Origin of the sequence: Bradyrhizobium sp. HKCCYLRH2060 (assembly GCF_051168135.1) — a bacterium.
Lineage (GTDB): Bacteria > Pseudomonadota > Alphaproteobacteria > Rhizobiales > Xanthobacteraceae > Bradyrhizobium.
In genome coordinates, this window is record NZ_JBNPUK010000002.1 from 131,512 (window position 1) to 147,568 (window position 16,057).

Genomic DNA, 16,057 nt, shown 5'->3' on the forward strand with positions numbered 1-16,057 from the left:
CGGCGGCTGCAGGGCTGTCCGGCGCCGTGGGCTGCGGCTAGAATGATTCCCAAGACTACAGGGAAGCATCACGCCAGTGTCCACCGTGCCGATTGCCGTCGACGAGCCTTGCCGCGCGTCCGCTGACCCGCGGATCGTTGCCGGGACGCGGGAGAACCGCGCTCCGGCGGGCCTGCGGCATTTCGTCCGCTGGATCGCCGCGGTCGGCTTGGCGGTAAGCTCGGCCGGCTGCCTGCTGACGCAGGATATTCCCGACCCGGCCCTCGACATGCCACGGCGCTACAAAGCGGCGTCCGGTTCCGACACGGCGGCGCCACCGCAGCTCGATTGGTGGCGCGGCTTCGGATCACGCGAGCTGACCCAGTTGATGGAGGAGGCGCAGAGCGTCAACCTCGATATTGCCGCTGCTGTGGCCAGGTTCAGGCAGGCCGATGCGCTGGCGCGGCAGGCCGGCGCGGCACTGCTGCCGAGCCTGTCGAGCACGGGGCAGGAGACCTATTCGCGCACGTCCGGGTCGAGCTCCAGCGGGCTCACGAATGGCGGCCGTGAGGTCGTCAATTACCAGGCCTCGCTCTCTGCGAGCTACCAGCTCGACTTTTTCGGCCAGAATCGCGACGCGCTGCAGGCGGCCGAGGAGACCGCGGTGGCCAACCGCTTCGACCGCGACGTCACGCAGTTGACGACGCTCGCCACCGTCGCCAATGCCTATTTCCAGGTGCTGGCCGCCCAGGATCGGATTCGGACGGCGGAGCGCAACATCGCCAGCGCCACGCGTGTGCTCGATGCCATCCGCGAGCGGCAGAAGGCGGGCACCGGCAATGATCTCGACGTCGCGCAGCAGGAGAGCGTGCTCGCCAATCAGAAGGCGGCGGTGCCGCCGCTGCGCCAGACGCTCGATCAGAACGTCAATGCGCTTGCTGTGCTGGTCGCGCGATCGCCCGAAGGCATTCGGGTCATTGGCGGCTCGCTCGACCAGATCAGGACTCCGCGGGTCACGCCTGGTCTGCCGTCGGAGATCCTGACGCAGCGTCCCGACATCCGCCGGCAGGAGGCCCAATTGGCGTCAGCCACCGCCAATGTCGGCAGCGCGCGGGCGCAATTCTTTCCGAGCATCCAGTTGACCGGAAACGGAGGCTATCAGAGTGCAGCGCTGACCTCGCTGTTTCAGCCGCATGCGGCGTTTTTCAGCCTGGCCGGCAGCCTGACCCAGCCGATCTTCGACGGCGGCCGGATTCTCGGCAATTTCGAGAATGCCAAAGCGCGCCAGGATGAGCTGCTGCAGACCTACCGCAAGACCGTGATCCAGGCCTTCACCGACGTCGACAATGCGCTGTTCTCGATCAAGCAGACCACGATCAGGCTTCAACTGCAGCGCCAGGTCGTTACCGCCTCGCGTCGTGCGTTCGAATTGTCCGAGCAGCAACTGCGCGCGGGAACTGCCGACATCGTGACAGTCTTGAATACGCAATTGACGCTGTTCCAGGCCGAGGACGCGCTATGGCAGGCGCAACTGGCGCGCCTGCAGGCGTTCGTGAGCCTCTATCAGGCGCTCGGCGGCGGCTGGGAGCCGCGCATGGAGAAGTCGGCCGATGCTCTTTAAACCGGACGAGAAGGGAGCAGTGAAGCGCGCGCGGTCCAGCGTGGCGCGGCGGCTGGTGTCGATCACGATCACGCTGCTGATCCTAGGCGGCCTCGGCTATATCGGCTGGTCGGCGATGCAGCAGAAGCAGCAGGCCAATAACCGCTTCGCGCGGCCCGACCTTCCCGTTCCGGTCCTGGCCGCCTCGCCTGCCATCAAGGACGTGCCGGTCTATCTCGACGGCGTCGGCTCGGTCCGCGCGCTCAATACCGTCACGGTTCGCTCCCAGGTCGACGGCAAGCTGATCGCGGTCAATTTCGTCGAAGGGCAGGACGTCAAGAAGGGCGACGTGCTCGCCGAGATCGATCCGGCGATCTATCAGGCGCAGTACGACCAGGCCGTCGCCAAGAAGGCGCAGGACGAGGCGCAGCTCGCCAACCAGAAGCTCGACCTCGCCCGCTACGAGCAGCTCGCCGCCAGCAATGCCGGCACCAAGCAGCAGGCCGACACGCAGCGCGCGGTGGTGGCGCAGCAGCAGGCGCTGATCAAGGCGGATCAGGCCGCGATCGACAACGCGGCGACGACCTTGAGCTACACCAAGATCGTGGCGCCGCTCTCCGGCCGCGCCGGTCTGCGCCAGGTCGACCAGGGCAACGTCGTTCATGCCTCTGACGCGACCGGCCTCGTCGTCATCACGCAGCTGCAGCCGATTGCGGTTCAGTTCAGCCTGCCCCAACAGCAGATCATGCGCGTCAATGCGGCCGCCGCCAACGGACCGCTCGCCGTCGACGTGTTCGGCAATGACGGCGTCACCGTCATCGACACCGGCACGTTGCGGGGCATCGACAACCAGGTCGATCAGACGACGGGCACGCTGAAGCTGAAAGCCGAATTCCCCAACGGCAAATTCCAGCTCTGGCCAGGACAGTTCGTCAATGTCCGGCTCAAGGTCGAGACCCTGTCGCAGGCGATCACGGTGCCGACGTCGGCCGTACAGCGTGGGCCGGCAGGTACGTTCAGCTACGTGATTGGCGAGGGCGACATCGTCTCCGCGCATCCGGTGGCGGTCGTGCAGCAGAATGAGAGCGAGGCCGTGATCGCGAGCGGCTTGAGCCCCTCGGACCGTGTGGTGACGACAGGTTTTGCCAACCTCGCCGAGGGCGTCAAAGTGGTGGTCGGGCGCGCCGAGCAGACGCCGCAGGCCGATCTGGCGCCTCGCAAACGCGGCCGCAATCCGCAAGCAAAGGATCAAGGCAAGGACCAGGCGAAGGAGGGCGGAGCGCCGCCTGACGGCGCGCCGAAGGACGGCGAGCGGCGTCGCAGGCCTCAGGCCGCGGGCCAGACCGATGCCGGTGCAGCGCCCCAGGGAGGGAGTGAGGCAGGTCGCGGCGCGAAGGCGCAGCCATGACGCGACCGCAAGAGTGACGAGCAGTCGCGATGAGCGTCTCCGAACCCTTCATCCGCCGTCCTATCGCGACCTCGCTGCTCGGCGTCGCGCTGCTGATCGGCGGCCTGCTCGGCTATCTCGCGCTGCCGGTCTCGGCGCTGCCGCAGGTCGACTTCCCGACCGTCCAGGTGACGACGCAACTGCCGGGCGCCAGCCCCGATGTGATCGCCTCGCTGATCACGGCGCCGCTGGAGCGCCAGCTTGGGCAGATCCCGTCGCTCTCGGCGATGAACTCGACGAGCTCGTTCGGCGTCAGCCAGATCTCGTTGCAGTTCGATCTCGGACGCGACATCGATGGCGCCACGCAGGACGTCCAGGCGGCAATCAATGCCGCCGCCGGCGTCTTGCCGAAGTCGCTGCCCTATCCGCCGACCTACGCCAAGGTCAATCCGGCCGACGCACCGGTCATGACGCTCGCGCTGACCTCGGACACGATCTCCCTGCGCGCGATGAGTGACATGGCGGACACGATCATGGCCCAGCGGCTGAGCCAGGTCTCGGGCGTCGGCCGTGTCTCGGTGCTCGGCGGGCTCAAGCCCGCGGTGCGCGTGCAGGCCGACCTGGCGCGGCTCGCCGCCTATGGCATCTCGATGGAGGACCTGCGCGCCGCCATCGCAGGCGCAAACGTCTCCGGTCCCAAGGGATCGCTCGACGGGGCGCAGCAGGCCTATCTGATCACGGCCAACGACCAGATCGCGGCCGCCGACGCCTACAAGCCGATCATCATTGCCTACCGCAACGGCTCGCCGGTCACGATCGGCGATGTCGCGACGATTATCGATGGTTTGGAGAACGATCGGACCGGCGGCTGGTACCAGGGTGTCCCTGCGGTCATCCTCGACATCCAGCGCCAGCCGGGTGCCAACGTCATCGAGGTCGTCAAGCAGATCCGTGCCGAGATCCCGAAGCTGCAGCGCACGCTTCCCGCCGGCGTGAAGCTCGCCATCGTCAGCGATCGCACCGTGACCATCCGCGCCTCGGTGCACGACGTGCAGTTCACGCTGGTGCTCAGCGTGGTGCTGGTGACGCTGGTCGTGCTGCTGTTTCTGCGCTCGCTGCGGGCCACGATCATCGCCGGCGTCGCGCTGCCGCTGTCGCTGATCACGAGCTTCGGCGTGATGTACTTTGCCGGCTTCAGTCTCGACAATCTCTCGCTGATGGCACTCACCATCGGCACCGGCTTCGTCGTCGACGACGCCATCGTGATGATCGAGAACATCGTGCGCCACATGGAGAATGGCGAGAGCGCGATGAATGCTTCGTTGCGCGGTGCGCGCGAGATCGGCTTCACAGTGATCTCGCTGACCGTGTCGCTGATCGCGGTGTTCATTCCGCTGCTGTTCATGTCGGGGCTTGTCGGCCGCATGTTCCGCGAGTTCGCTTTGACCTTGACGATCGCAGTGGTGACGTCGGCGGTGGTCTCGCTGACCTTGACGCCGATGATGTGCTCGCGGCTGTTGAAGCATGCCAGCGAGGAGTGGGTGCTGCCGGGGCTGAACGCTATCAGCCGCTTCATCGACAGCACGGTGGCGGTCTATCACCGCAGCCTGCTCTGGGTGCTCGACCGGCAGACCGAGACGCTCGTCGTGACCTTCGCGACCTTGGCGGCGACCTTGGCGCTCTACGTCGTCGCGCCCAAGGGCTTCCTGCCGCTGCAGGATACCGGCTCGATCACGGCGGTGACCGAAGCCGGCGCTGACGTGTCGTTCGCCGAAATGCAGAAGCGCCAGGCGGATGTCGCCGCCGCGATCCGGGCTGATCCCGACGTCGTCGGCGTCGTCTCGGTGATCGGCGCCGGATCGGTCAACCCGACCACCAATGTCGGCCGTCTCGTCATGACCTTGAAGCCGCTCGGCGAGCGGCAGGATGGCGTCGCCGAGGTGATCGACCGGCTGAAGCAGAAGACCTCGGGCGTGCCCGGCATGACCGTGTACTTCCAGCCGGTCCAGGATGTGCAGATCTCGACGCAGGCGAGCCGCTCGCAGTACCAATACACGCTGACCGGTGCCGATGCCGCCGAGGTGTCGAAATGGGCGAGGCAGCTTGTCGGAGAAATGCGTCGCGCCCCTCTGTTCCGCGACGTCTCCTCCGAAGCCCAGGAGGGCGGCCTGCGCGCGGAGCTGACCATCGACCGTCAGCGCGCCGGCCAGCTCGGCGTCAGTCTGCAGGGCGTCACCGACACGCTCAATGACGCCTTTGCGCAGCGGCAAATCTCGACGATCTATGGCCAGGCCAACCAGTACCGCGTCGTGCTGGAGGCGCTGCCGATGTATCAGCGCGATCCCTCGATCCTGTCGAAGCTCTATCTGCCTGGCGCCGGCGGCCAAGTGCCGCTCTCGGCGGTGGCAAGCCTGAAGCGCACCACCGCGCCGCTGGCAATCTCGCACCAGGCGCAGTTTCCGGCGGTGTCGCTGAGCTTCAATCTCGCGCCCGGCGTGGCCCTGAGCGAGGCGGTCGACGCGCTCCATGCGACCGAGAACCGCATCGGCATGCCCGGCAGCATCATCGGCGTGTACTCGGGTGATGCCGCCGAATTCGCCAAGTCGCTGGCCGGCCAGCCCTGGCTGCTGCTGGCGGCCGTGGTCACGATCTACATCGTGCTCGGCGTGCTCTATGAGAGCTACATCCATCCGATCACGATCCTGTCGACCTTGCCGTCGGCGGGCGTCGGCGCCATCCTGGCCCTGATGCTGTTCGGCCAGGATCTCTCGGTCATCGGCTTGATCGGCATCATCCTCCTGATGGGCATCGTCAAGAAGAACGCGATCATGATGATCGACTTCGCGCTCGAGGCGGAGCGTCACGAGAACCGCACGCCTTACGACGCGATCGTGCAAGCGTGTCTCCTGCGCTTCCGCCCGATCATGATGACGACCCTGGCCGCGCTGTTCGGTGCGCTGCCGCTGGCGATCGAGAGCGGCACCGGCTCGGAGCTGCGCTTTCCGCTCGGCATCTCCATCATCGGCGGCCTGCTGCTCAGCCAATTGCTGACCCTGTACACGACGCCGGTCATCTATCTCGCGCTCGACCGCATCAATCGTCGCTTCGAGCGCGCGCTGCCGCCGGCGCCGAACCTGCCGTCGCCGCCGATTGCAGGTGCGACCGAAGGCGTCCAGTGATGGCCTCGATCTCCGAGCCGTTCATTCGCCGGCCGGTCGGCACCACACTGCTCTCGATCGGCCTGTTCCTGGTCGGGATCGTCGCCTACATCTTCCTTCCGGTCGCGCCGGTGCCGAACGTCGATTTCCCGGCGATCTTCGTCAGCGCGTCGCGCCCGGGCGCGGACCCGTCCGTCATGGCGGGGACGGTCGCGGCGCCGCTGGAGCGGCGACTCGGCGAGATCGCGGGCGTCAACCAGATCACCTCGACGAGCTCGCTCGGCACCACCAACATCCAGATCCAATTCTCGATCGGCCGCGACATCGACAAGGCCGCGCGCGACGTGCAGGCGGCCATCAATGCCTCGCTGTCGGACCTTCCGAGCGACCTTCCGGCGCTGCCGCGGTTCCGCAAGGCGAACACGGCCGCGGCTCCCGTATTCGTTCTGGCGCTGACCTCGAAGACGATGACGACGAGCGCGATGTATGACGTCGCCGACACCGTGCTCGCGCAGCGGCTGTTCCAGGTACCCGGCGTCGGTAACGTCACGGTCAGCGGCGCCGATCAACCCGCCGTGCGCATCGCGCTCAATCCGGTCTCGCTCGCCAATGCCGGCATCTCGACCGACGATGTCCGGACGGCGATCATCAATGCCAATCCGATCGGGCCTGTCGGCATCTTCGAGGGCGGCCGCCAGAGCGAGACCATCGCCATCAACCGGCAGATGCGCAGCGCGGCCGAATTCCGCGACATCCTGATCAAGAGCAGCAATGGCAGCTTCGTACGGCTGTCGGATGTCGCCGACGTCGAGGATTCCGTGCGCAACGTGCGTTCGATCGCCTGGTTCAACAAGCAGCCGGCGGTGCTGATCCAGATCGCCAAGCAGGGCGATGCCAACGTGATCGAGACGGTCGACCGGGTGAAGGCGCTGATCCCGGAGCTCAAGCAATGGCTGCCGGCGGGGATCGAGATCTCCACGCTGGTCGACCGCACCGGGACCATTCGCGCCTCGGTCGATGACATGCAGTGGACCTTGCTCGCGACCGCCGTGCTGGTGATGATCGTCGTGTTCCTGTTCCTTCGCCGTCTGGTGCCGACGGTCGCGGCCGGCGTCTCGGTGCCGCTGGCGCTTGCCGGTACCTGCGCGGCGATGTGGCTCGCAGGCTTCTCGATCGACAATCTGTCACTGATGGCGCTCGCGATCTCCGTCGGCTTCGTCGTCGACGACGCCATCGTCATGATCGAGAACATGTACCGCAATCTCGAGCATGGCCTGTCGCCGATGCGCGCCGCGCTCGATGGCGCCCGCCAGATCGGCTTTACCGTGTTGTCGATCAGCCTTTCTCTGATTGCAGCCTTCGTGCCCTTGATCTTCATGGACGGCGTCGTCGGCCGTCTCCTGCGTGAGTTCTCGCTGACGCTGACCTTCGCGATCGTCGTGTCGACATTGGTATCGCTGACGGTGACGCCGATGATCTGCGCGCATTACATCAAGGAGACGCTGTCCGATCGTGCCACCTGGTTCGACCGTATCGTCGAAGGCGCGCTGTCCGGCATGGTCCGCTTCTATGCCTGGACGCTGCGCGGCGTGCTGGTTTATCCGTTTCTCACCCTGATCGTGTTCTTCGCCACCATCGCGCTCACGGTGACGCTCTACATCAAGGTGCCCAAGGGCTACTTCCCGACCGACGATTCCGGCTTCGTCATCGGTGCGACGCGCGCCTCGGCCGACATTTCGTTCCAGTCCATGCTGGGCCTGCAGCAGCGGCTCGCCGACATCGTGATGGCCGATCCCGCCGTGGCCGGTATCGGCTCGACGGTCGGGGGCGGCGGCGGGCCGGGCGGCGCGACGTCCAACCGCGGCACCATGTTCATCAACCTCAAGTCCCCGGCGGAGCGCGAGGGCGTCTCGACTGAGCTCGTGATCAACCGCCTCCGGCGGAGCCTCGCGATGGTCCCCGGCATTCGGCTCTTCATGTTCGCCGCGCAGGACGTGCGCACCGGCGGCCGCCAGAGCGACTCCGACTACCAGTACACGTTGAGCAGTCCCGATCTCGACCTTCTGCAGAAATGGGCGCCGATTGTCGCCAAGCGCCTGGAGTCGGTCGACGGCATCACCGACATTTCAAGCGACCGCGATCCCGGTGGCCTGCAGCTTGCGCTGCGGATCGACCGACAAACGGCGGCGAGCCTCGGCGTCCGCGTCCAGGATATCGACAACGCGCTCAACAACGCCTTCGCGCAACGCCAGATCTCGATCGTCTACAGCCAGCGCAACCAATACATGGTCGTGCTGGAGATCGACCCGAAGTTCCAGACCGATCCCTCCAATCTCGACCGCATCTATGTGGCCGGGGCAGGGGACGCGCAGGTGCCGTTGTCGGCGCTGGTCAAGGCCGAGCGCGGTCTGTCACCGCTGGCGGTGTATCATTCACAATCGTTCCCTTCGACCACCGTCTCGTTCAACCTGCTGCCGGACGTGCCCTTGCAGACCGCGACCGCCAACATCCAGCGCGCCGTCGACGAGCTGCACATGCCGGAGGGCATCCGCGGCAGCTTCGACGGCAATGCCGGGGACTTCAACAAGAGCAGCGGCCGCCAGCCTCTCTTGATCCTGTTCGCCCTGGCCGCGATGTATATCGTGCTCGGCGTGCTCTATGAGAGCCTGGCGCATCCGCTGACGATCATCTCGACCTTGCCGTCGGCCGGGCTCGGCGCGCTGCTCGCCTTGCAGGTTACCAACACGCCGCTGACGGTGATCGCCTTCGTCGGCATCATCCTGCTGATCGGGATCGTCAAGAAGAACGGCATCATGCTGGTCGATTTCGCGCTGGAAGCCGAGCGGCAGCGCGGCATGTCATCGGCCGATGCGATCTTCGAGGCCTGCCGGGTGCGATTCCGCCCGATCCTGATGACGACCCTCGCCGCGCTGTTCGCCGGCCTGCCTCTGGTGATCGCGACCGGTCCCGGCACCGAGCTGCGCCGCCCGCTCGGCATCACCATCATCGGCGGGCTGCTGGTGTCGCAGATCCTCACCCTCTACACCACGCCGGTGATCTATCTGCTGATCGACCGGCTGCGCCGCCGCTCGGCGCCGGAGCCGCTCGCAGCTCCTGCCGAATGAGCCGTTGTCGCGACGTTCAGCGGCGCGTATAGGCGCGGCATGCCAGAGACACACAACCATCCGCCGCTTGCCACCGAGGCGCCACCCGACTGCCCGCGCTGCCAGAAGCCGCTGCCGCTGTGCATCTGCGACAGCGTCACGCCGCTGGAAAGCCGGCTGGGGCTCCTGATCCTGCAGCACCCGCAGGAACAGGACCGCGCGCTCGGCACCGCGCGGCTCGCCGCCCAGCATTTCAAGAACGCGGTGGTCAAGGTCGGGCTGTCCTGGCCGAGCCTCGCCAGGGCGCTGGGACGGCCGGTTGCCGATCCCGCGCGCTGGGCCATTCTCTATCTCGGCTCGGCCAAGGCGGCCGAGCTCGATCCTGAGACCGAGGTGGTCGCGCTGACCCGCAAGGGCGAGGTGGCCGACAACCAGCGCGCCATCCTCAAGTCGATCGAGGGCGTGATCCTGCTCGACGGCACCTGGAGCCAGGCCAAGGCGCTGTGGTGGCGCAATCCGTGGATGCTGAAGTGCCAGCGCGTGATCCTCGGGCCGCGGCAGCCGTCGCGCTACGGCCGGCTGCGCCGCGAGCCGCGCCGCGACGGGCTGTCGACCATCGAGGCGGCGGGGATGCTGATGGCCGCGCTGGAACGCCGGCCGGAGATCGCCACGACCCTCGACGCCAGCTTCGAGCGCATGCTGGCGCGGTATCGGGAGGTGGAAAAAGAGCAACCGGAGCTCACGCCCCGCCCAAAGGCCCGCAAGCCGGATTGGCGCGGCCGTAAACGCCGGGTTTAGGAACCGGGGGTACGCTTCTTGCATTGCAGCATGGAACGAGGATCAGAGCCATGCAGGAAGCAGAAAAATCCAATGTGGTGCAGTTCCGGGATTACGCGCCCCGGCTGGCCGGCAGGTCCGGCTCGGATCGGGGCGGCGTCTCGGCCGGTGAACGAGGGGCAATTCTGACCTGGCCGCGCGCGCAGGTCAGCTATCCCGGCGGCATCGACGATCTGCCCATCTAGCGCCGGCCGCGGCCAATGGGTGGTCCAACCCGCTTGATCTTGATTGAGTGGAGGCCACGACCAGAATTGAACTGGTGTAAACGGTTTTGCAGACCGCTGCGTAACCACTCCGCCACGTGGCCCCAACGAGGCAGATCGATATCGGAGATCAATGGCTTACGCAACAGCCTCGATCCGTTCTTCAACGGAGTTCTGAAACTATGCTTCCGGTTGAGTTCTGAAACTCAGGTTTATGATCCGTTCTCGCACATGCGCACCTCCCCGTCATCGGGAACGGAGAGCGGCGAAGCGGGATGCAACCTGCATCGTCACATGAACTTCCCAGGCTAGAAGGATTGCCCCCCGGGCAATCCTTCTCAAGCTTGTTACCGCGACTGGCGACGAGCAAGCGAGTGTCCTACCGGTGGCCTAGTAATGGCTAAAGAACCCTCGTCGTGCCAAATCAAGAGTTGGCCCAGATCTTTTACTCCTAACCGCGAATCGCTATATTTCGGGTAATCCAGAGACATGCTTGCGTGTCGGTTGGAGGGACAAGCTATGCTTGGGCAACCCCCGGCTCTGGGGGTTGTTTTATTTCAGCTTAGGTCGCCAGATGCGACCGTAGTTGTGCGGCCCATATATCTTGCCGCCGCGGTCTTCTCGATAGAACTTCTTGGTCTCAAGGATGTCGCAAAGCTTCACGGTATATTCGCCGCTCGGACGCTCGCGCCCGGTATTCTGATAGATGGTGTGTCGCATCGCTGGTGCGGCGAGAAGGTCAGCCATCTGGCAGCCCGGTTTTACATCCCCCTTCTTCAGAACATTCAGTTCACGCGATTTGAAGGCGGACTGAATTTTTTGGGCTCCTATGTAGGGGTACCCGTCGAGCCATCCGAGCCGATACTTTTCCTTGATGCGCTGATCTCGATGCCCCTTCGTTTCAATGTTCACTTCAGCAACGCCGTTCCGATTGTGAAGGAAGTAAAAAGCTCGCTCCAGGGCGGCTTGCACCAGCACTTCGTAGAAATCTCCCTCCCAAGTGGGATACAGGTAGTACCAAGCAACTTTATCTACGGTGGCAGTGATTACCGAATAGCTAGCTCGATCAAACATACTTAAGGAGTCTGCATCCCAAGCTTTTCGCTTCTTTGCATCTTTTAAAACCGAGAAGGGACCATGATCTGGAGGCTTCGCTAATACGCGCCTGTGTAGATTATGGGGAGTGCCATCTTCTCTCGATCCGAAGTGCCTTTTTGAGAGTTCGACGAAGCTGTTGTTGAAAGTCAAATCCAGATATTTCGCCTCGAATGCAACCGCAGTGATCGATCCATACCTTATCTCAGGCGCGTTTGTAGTGCTGGCATCAACGTTGCCACTGTCATCGATGTAGATGCGATACAAGGTAGGTTCCGTCATGACGAGGCAAACTTAGATCGATAGTACCAGCAGCCCGGCCGCGACATAGAAGCGGACGGCTATGGGCACGGCGAAAGCCGATGCAAACAAAGAAATATGCGAAGGATTGTTGTAAGAGACAACTCAACCACGACCGACGCTTTGCGGCTGCGGAGCATATTTCCGATACTCCTCCGGAAGTCTGCTGAATTCTGCTTGGAGGGGCACAGATTTTGTCTGAACATCTAGCGCCAGCCCAACAAGCTCGTCCTTGCTTGGCCAATGAGCTGCACCAGCATGCACGAGCGAAAGCGGGGCCTGACTTGCCTGAGAAACCTTCATATTTAGATCGTGAAGCGCAGATTTCAGCTTTCGGAAAGCCGCTTCTGCCTCGTTGAAATGCGCAATGTAATCCTCTAGCGGACCGGACATATTATGCATCCCTGAATTGTGGCCTGGGTTCATATACCACCTGCTCCGACAAGTGCAAACTACATCGAAGCCGAAGTCGCGACTTATGCTCTCGGGGCTTCCGTGCAGCATGCCACGCCTTCACCGGTGGCGCAGCTACAAGCGCTCATATGCTTGGCAGAATGTCAGCATGCTTGACAACATTCACTCTGTCAAGCATCTTGGTGTTTGCCAAGCATGGAGCTTAGAATGGACGGCAGCAAAGTCAAACGAGAGGCGGGCAAGGTTGGTGGCGCCAAACGGGCTGAGGTGCTGTCGCCGGAGCGGCGTACCGAAATCGCTCAGAAGGCGGCGCTCACGCGGTGGGGAAAGTTGCCGCAAGCGACTCACAAGGGCAGCTTCAAAGAGGAGTTCGGGATCGATGTCGAATGCTACGTTCTTGATGATGCCAACAAGACCGCAGTTATTAGCCAGACCGGCATGGCGCGAGCATTGGGGCTACCGTCACGCGGCGGTGCTTTTCCCCGGTTCCTCGGCAACAAGGCGATGTCAGAAACGCTCGGCACCGAGGAACGAGAAAAGACCCAAAATCCTTTGAAGTTTCAAAGCCCCTCCGGCGGCATCGGGGCGCCTCCGTCGACAATCGTGCACGGATACGATGTCACGCTGCTGATAGACATCTGCAAAGCAATAATCAAAGCAGAATCAGAGAAGAAGTTTATACCCGGTCGATACGATCGCATTGCACAGCAGGCCCATATCATCGTTGGAGCGTCTGCGAAGTCAGGCATAAAGCATCTTGTCTATTCCCTAGCTGGCTACAATCCCACAGCCGAAGAAGTTATTGCGGCCTTCAAGCTCTATGTGCAGGAGGAAGCTAAGAGGTACGAGCCAGAGTTTCCGAACGAGCTTTATGCCGCATGGTATCGGCTATATAACATCCCCGTATTGCAGCGCGGAAAACCTTGGCACTTTAAGTACCTGACCGTGAATCACATCTATCATCCCCTCGCGGAGAGCAATGGAAAAGTTCTTGAACTGCTACGCGCGCTCAAAGCAAAGGGTGGAGATCAAAAAGCCAAGCTTTTTCAGTTCCTAAACAAGATCGGAGCGCGCGCATTGCGCATTCAACTGGGTCGCGTGCTTGAAATGGCGGAATCGTCGCCCAACAAGGAGTCCTACGAGCGGAAGATCGTCGAAAGATTCGGTGGCCAAGAGGAGTTCGAGTTTATTATTCCGCCGCAGCCCGACTCGAAACAGCTAGCCACCTGAGGCGAAGTGCGGTTTTGACCAATATCTCGCAGTGGTCCTGTGCTTAAGGGCGCTTCCGAGCTATTAGCCGGGGTACTGGCCGGCGAAAATCACCACCTCGACTGGAGTATGGTCATCAACCTATGGACCCGATCCGGTGCGCATAGCGCTTCCGCGTCGCCGCTAGCGCCCGTTTCTCCGTCCGCTTCGCATACCCGTCATAGGCTTTCGACTTGTGCGCCGACAGCGCGCGGCCCTGGCCGTCGGTAAGCTCGGCCTCCTCGAGCTCGGTCATGCCGCCGTGGCGACAGGCGTCGAGGGTGAAAGTCGCGGGCAGGCCGAGCCGCTCGCGCAGCGACCGCACCAGGCGTGCCATGCTCATGTTGTCCCATTTGCGCGGGCCGCTCGGCGCCGGGCGGTCGCGCATGACGATCCCCAGGCCCAGGCGCGGCGCCTTGGCCAGCACGGCCTCGGCTTCTTCGTAGAACAGCGTACGGCCGTCGGCAGTGGTCTCCTCGAGCGGATGCAGGACCATCTCGCCGGTCTTGTGGTGCTCGATGCGGATCTGCATCGGCGCCCGTGGGCCTCGGTAGTCGTTCCAGGTCACGTAGCCCGCCAGAACGTTCTCCGGCCGCTGCAGCCACTCGAAGCAGATCACCGCAGCGGCCGCCGCATCGGGATGGCCGGCGGCCAGCGCGCCCCAGGCGAAGGTGTAGACCTCCTCGCGGGTCGCCGCCGGCTTCGTCGCCTTGCGGCGACGGGTCATCGCGACGCCTTCCCAGGGATTCCAGACGCCGTCGCGGAATAGGCCGGGGTGCAGCCGGTGCACGACCTTCCAGGCGTGGCGTGCGATCGCGACCGCCTTTTCGGCCGTGCGCGGGCGTGCGGACTTGCCGGCGCGGACCGGCGTGTCGCGGATCCGGGCATAGAGCTTGTCGGCGCCATCGGGCGTGATCGTCGTGATCAGGCGGTCGCCGATGCGGGTGCCGCTCTTGCCGCGGATGTCGCACAGCAGATGGATGGTGCGCTCATGGTCCGGCGCGGTGCGCGGAGACACGCGCTCACGCCAGTCATTCGACGCCTTGTAGGTCTCGAACAGCCAATCGACGGTGCCGGTCGCGGCTTTCGGTCCGGCGATGACCGGGGCCCCGCGGCGCGCCTGGTCCCATTCGTCGAACAGGCCGTTGAGGACCTTGGCCCTGCCGATCATCACATCGTAGTCGGCGCCCAGCGCGGTGTCGTGCTCGCGATGCAGGGTGCAGCCGAGCTTGCGGTAGTAGCTCGGCAACGTCCAATAGAACCGGAGGCCATCGCCCACGGGCTTCTGCGTCACGAAGCGCGGCAGGGGGCGGGCCATCATCACAGATCCAGCGCGACGTCCGCCGCGATGTCGTGGTCTGGGGTGGGCTGGATCGCCCGGTCGAGGTCCGCCTTCGCCCATATCTGCCGGCGCCCTTGCTTCACGACAGGCTGGGGATAGGACCCGGCCTTGACCTGGCGCAAGAAGACATCAACGGACGCCTCCCCGCAATAGGCGGCGGCAAGGTCCGCCGGCATGCGCGGCGGCCAGGATCCGGAGGGATAGGCGATGGGGCGGGTCATGCTCGGTCTCACGCGATCGCGCCTGCGCAGATTTGCGCAGGCTCTCAGGCGGAATGGGTGATGGGGGACATCATCCTCGCGGCTCCGTGGTGCCGGCCTGCGCCTCGGCGGTGGGTCGCGTGAGGTAGCTCGGATGGCGCGGCGTGTAATGCGCATCGAGCAGCTCCAGCGCGCGCCGCAGGGTCACGCGCAGGTCGCGCTTGCCCCAGAAGGTGATCGCGGCGCTGTCGTCGTCGCCGGGGCGGTGGATGAAGGGGCCCTGATACTGCTGGCCGTCGACTGTCGCCGGCAGCTCGAGATAGATGCGCAGGCCGGTGAAGGCGTGGCCCTCGATCTCCTTGGTGATGATCTCGATACGCGGCTCGTCCGGCATCTCCTCGGCGTAGATATTCACGCGCATGAGCTGGCTCTCCGGTCTTCGATGGTTGGGATGGGGCAGCCCCGGGCGGCGGTCCGGGGCTGGAAGTCGTTGCGTTACAGTCCATCGCGAGGGATCAGCGCCTCGCTCTCCCGCTCGTCATGGGGCCATGGCGCCTCCATCGGTCGTGGGCGGGCTGGCCGGGATCACCCGGCCGTTCCGGATCTCGGCGCGACGGCTGGCGACGAGGCGGTCGACGACCGCATCGGAGATGCGCTTGGCGCCAAAACGCCAGCCGCCACGCGGGCCACGCTCGAAGGGGCTGAGTTCGAGCAGGCGGATGTAGTTGGGGTGGATGCGGTAGGTCATGGCGCGCTTCGTCCGGCGGCATCGGGCGCCGTCACCATGACGACCAGCGCTGCGCGGGCCCTCAGCGCCGCGGCGCACAGCGCCAGCACCGGATCGTCGTTGCGCGCCGTGTGCGGCTGCGGCGCCCGCCAGTCGCCGACCTGGGCGAGGAAGATGCCGTTGCCGGTGGCGCCAAAATGCCTCAACGGGCTGTCGGGCGCGGCGGTCTGCGCAACCGCCCACCAATGGCCGGCCGGGATCAGTCGGCGCGCCAGGTCGAGCGAATAGGTGAAGGGCGCCCGGATGACGATCGGGTCCCAATCGGATGCCGTCGAGATCGCATCGTCGAGCGCCTCGCTTGGCCCGTCGGCGATGGCACAGGCCCGCGCGAGCTCGAGCAGCGCGGCGGCTCGCTTGGCGCGATCGAGGGCGTGCAGATCAATCGTGCTCATGTGCTCACCTC

14 protein-coding genes and 1 tRNA gene are annotated in these 16,057 nt (G+C 64.5%); 7 read left to right on the forward strand and 8 right to left on the reverse strand.

Going from position 1 to position 16,057, the window contains the following annotated elements; genetic code table 11:
• Window positions 1-76 precede the first annotated feature (76 nt).
• Genes ACQR10_RS04295 through ACQR10_RS04320 form a run of 6 tightly spaced genes read left to right on the forward strand, consistent with a single transcriptional unit; the run spans window position 77 to window position 10,250 of the window.
• On the forward strand, window positions 77-1,600 hold the full coding sequence (locus ACQR10_RS04295) for an efflux transporter outer membrane subunit (protein ID WP_434863643.1): 1,524 nt from the start codon (window positions 77-79) through the stop codon (window positions 1,598-1,600).
• On the forward strand, window positions 1,590-2,987 hold the full coding sequence (locus ACQR10_RS04300; RefSeq protein ID WP_316178679.1) for an efflux RND transporter periplasmic adaptor subunit: 1,398 nt from the start codon (window positions 1,590-1,592) through the stop codon (window positions 2,985-2,987). The genes ACQR10_RS04295 and ACQR10_RS04300 overlap by 11 nt, the downstream gene beginning before the upstream one ends.
• A 29-nt stretch (window positions 2,988-3,016) precedes the next feature.
• Window positions 3,017-6,145, forward strand: a complete 3,129-nt coding sequence (locus ACQR10_RS04305) for an efflux RND transporter permease subunit (protein ID WP_434885608.1) — start codon at window positions 3,017-3,019, stop codon at window positions 6,143-6,145.
• Entirely contained in the window at window positions 6,145-9,249 is a 3,105-nt protein-coding gene (locus ACQR10_RS04310; protein WP_316215842.1) for an efflux RND transporter permease subunit, read from the forward strand. The genes ACQR10_RS04305 and ACQR10_RS04310 overlap by 1 nt, the downstream gene beginning before the upstream one ends.
• A 39-nt stretch (window positions 9,250-9,288) precedes the next feature.
• Window positions 9,289-10,026, forward strand: a complete 738-nt coding sequence (locus ACQR10_RS04315; protein WP_315799922.1) for a tRNA-uridine aminocarboxypropyltransferase — start codon at window positions 9,289-9,291, stop codon at window positions 10,024-10,026.
• Between the two features lie 50 nt (window positions 10,027-10,076).
• Window positions 10,077-10,250, forward strand: a complete 174-nt coding sequence (locus tag ACQR10_RS04320; protein WP_315799923.1) for a hypothetical protein — start codon at window positions 10,077-10,079, stop codon at window positions 10,248-10,250.
• A gap of 48 nt (window positions 10,251-10,298) precedes the next feature.
• Here ACQR10_RS04320 and ACQR10_RS04325 read toward each other — a convergent pair.
• From ACQR10_RS04325 to ACQR10_RS04335, 3 genes are all read right to left on the reverse strand, one after another.
• A tRNA-Cys gene (locus ACQR10_RS04325) sits at window positions 10,299-10,372 on the reverse strand.
• 448 nt (window positions 10,373-10,820) lie between these two features.
• Window positions 10,821-11,630 (reverse strand): DUF3800 domain-containing protein, encoded by an 810-nt coding sequence (locus ACQR10_RS04330; protein WP_434911796.1) that lies wholly within the window; start codon window positions 11,628-11,630, stop codon window positions 10,821-10,823.
• A 138-nt stretch (window positions 11,631-11,768) separates the two neighbouring features.
• Window positions 11,769-12,056, reverse strand: a complete 288-nt coding sequence (locus ACQR10_RS04335; protein ID WP_434911797.1) for a hypothetical protein — start codon at window positions 12,054-12,056, stop codon at window positions 11,769-11,771.
• Between the two features lie 228 nt (window positions 12,057-12,284).
• Between ACQR10_RS04335 and ACQR10_RS04340 the strand changes: the two genes are divergently transcribed.
• Window positions 12,285-13,307: a P63C domain-containing protein gene (locus ACQR10_RS04340; RefSeq protein ID WP_434911798.1), complete on the forward strand. Its 1,023-nt coding sequence runs from the start codon at window positions 12,285-12,287 to the stop codon at window positions 13,305-13,307.
• Between the two features lie 115 nt (window positions 13,308-13,422).
• Here ACQR10_RS04340 and ACQR10_RS04345 read toward each other — a convergent pair whose 3' ends face one another.
• From ACQR10_RS04345 to ACQR10_RS04365, 5 genes are all read right to left on the reverse strand, one after another.
• Window positions 13,423-14,646, reverse strand: a complete 1,224-nt coding sequence (locus tag ACQR10_RS04345) for a hypothetical protein (RefSeq protein WP_434911799.1) — start codon at window positions 14,644-14,646, stop codon at window positions 13,423-13,425.
• Window positions 14,646-14,888, reverse strand: coding sequence for a hypothetical protein (locus ACQR10_RS04350; RefSeq protein WP_434911800.1), 243 nt, complete (start codon window positions 14,886-14,888; stop codon window positions 14,646-14,648). The genes ACQR10_RS04345 and ACQR10_RS04350 overlap by 1 nt, the downstream gene beginning before the upstream one ends.
• 70 nt (window positions 14,889-14,958) lie before the next feature.
• Window positions 14,959-15,288 (reverse strand): hypothetical protein, encoded by a 330-nt coding sequence (locus ACQR10_RS04355; RefSeq protein ID WP_434911801.1) that lies wholly within the window; start codon window positions 15,286-15,288, stop codon window positions 14,959-14,961.
• A gap of 117 nt (window positions 15,289-15,405) precedes the next feature.
• A complete protein-coding gene (locus tag ACQR10_RS04360) occupies window positions 15,406-15,615 on the reverse strand; it encodes a hypothetical protein (RefSeq protein ID WP_434911802.1) in 210 nt (69 codons plus the stop codon).
• On the reverse strand, window positions 15,612-16,046 hold the full coding sequence (locus ACQR10_RS04365; RefSeq protein WP_434911803.1) for a hypothetical protein: 435 nt from the start codon (window positions 16,044-16,046) through the stop codon (window positions 15,612-15,614). Before ACQR10_RS04365 ends, ACQR10_RS04360 begins: the two co-directional genes overlap by 4 nt.
• Between the last annotated feature and the right edge of the window lie 11 nt (window positions 16,047-16,057).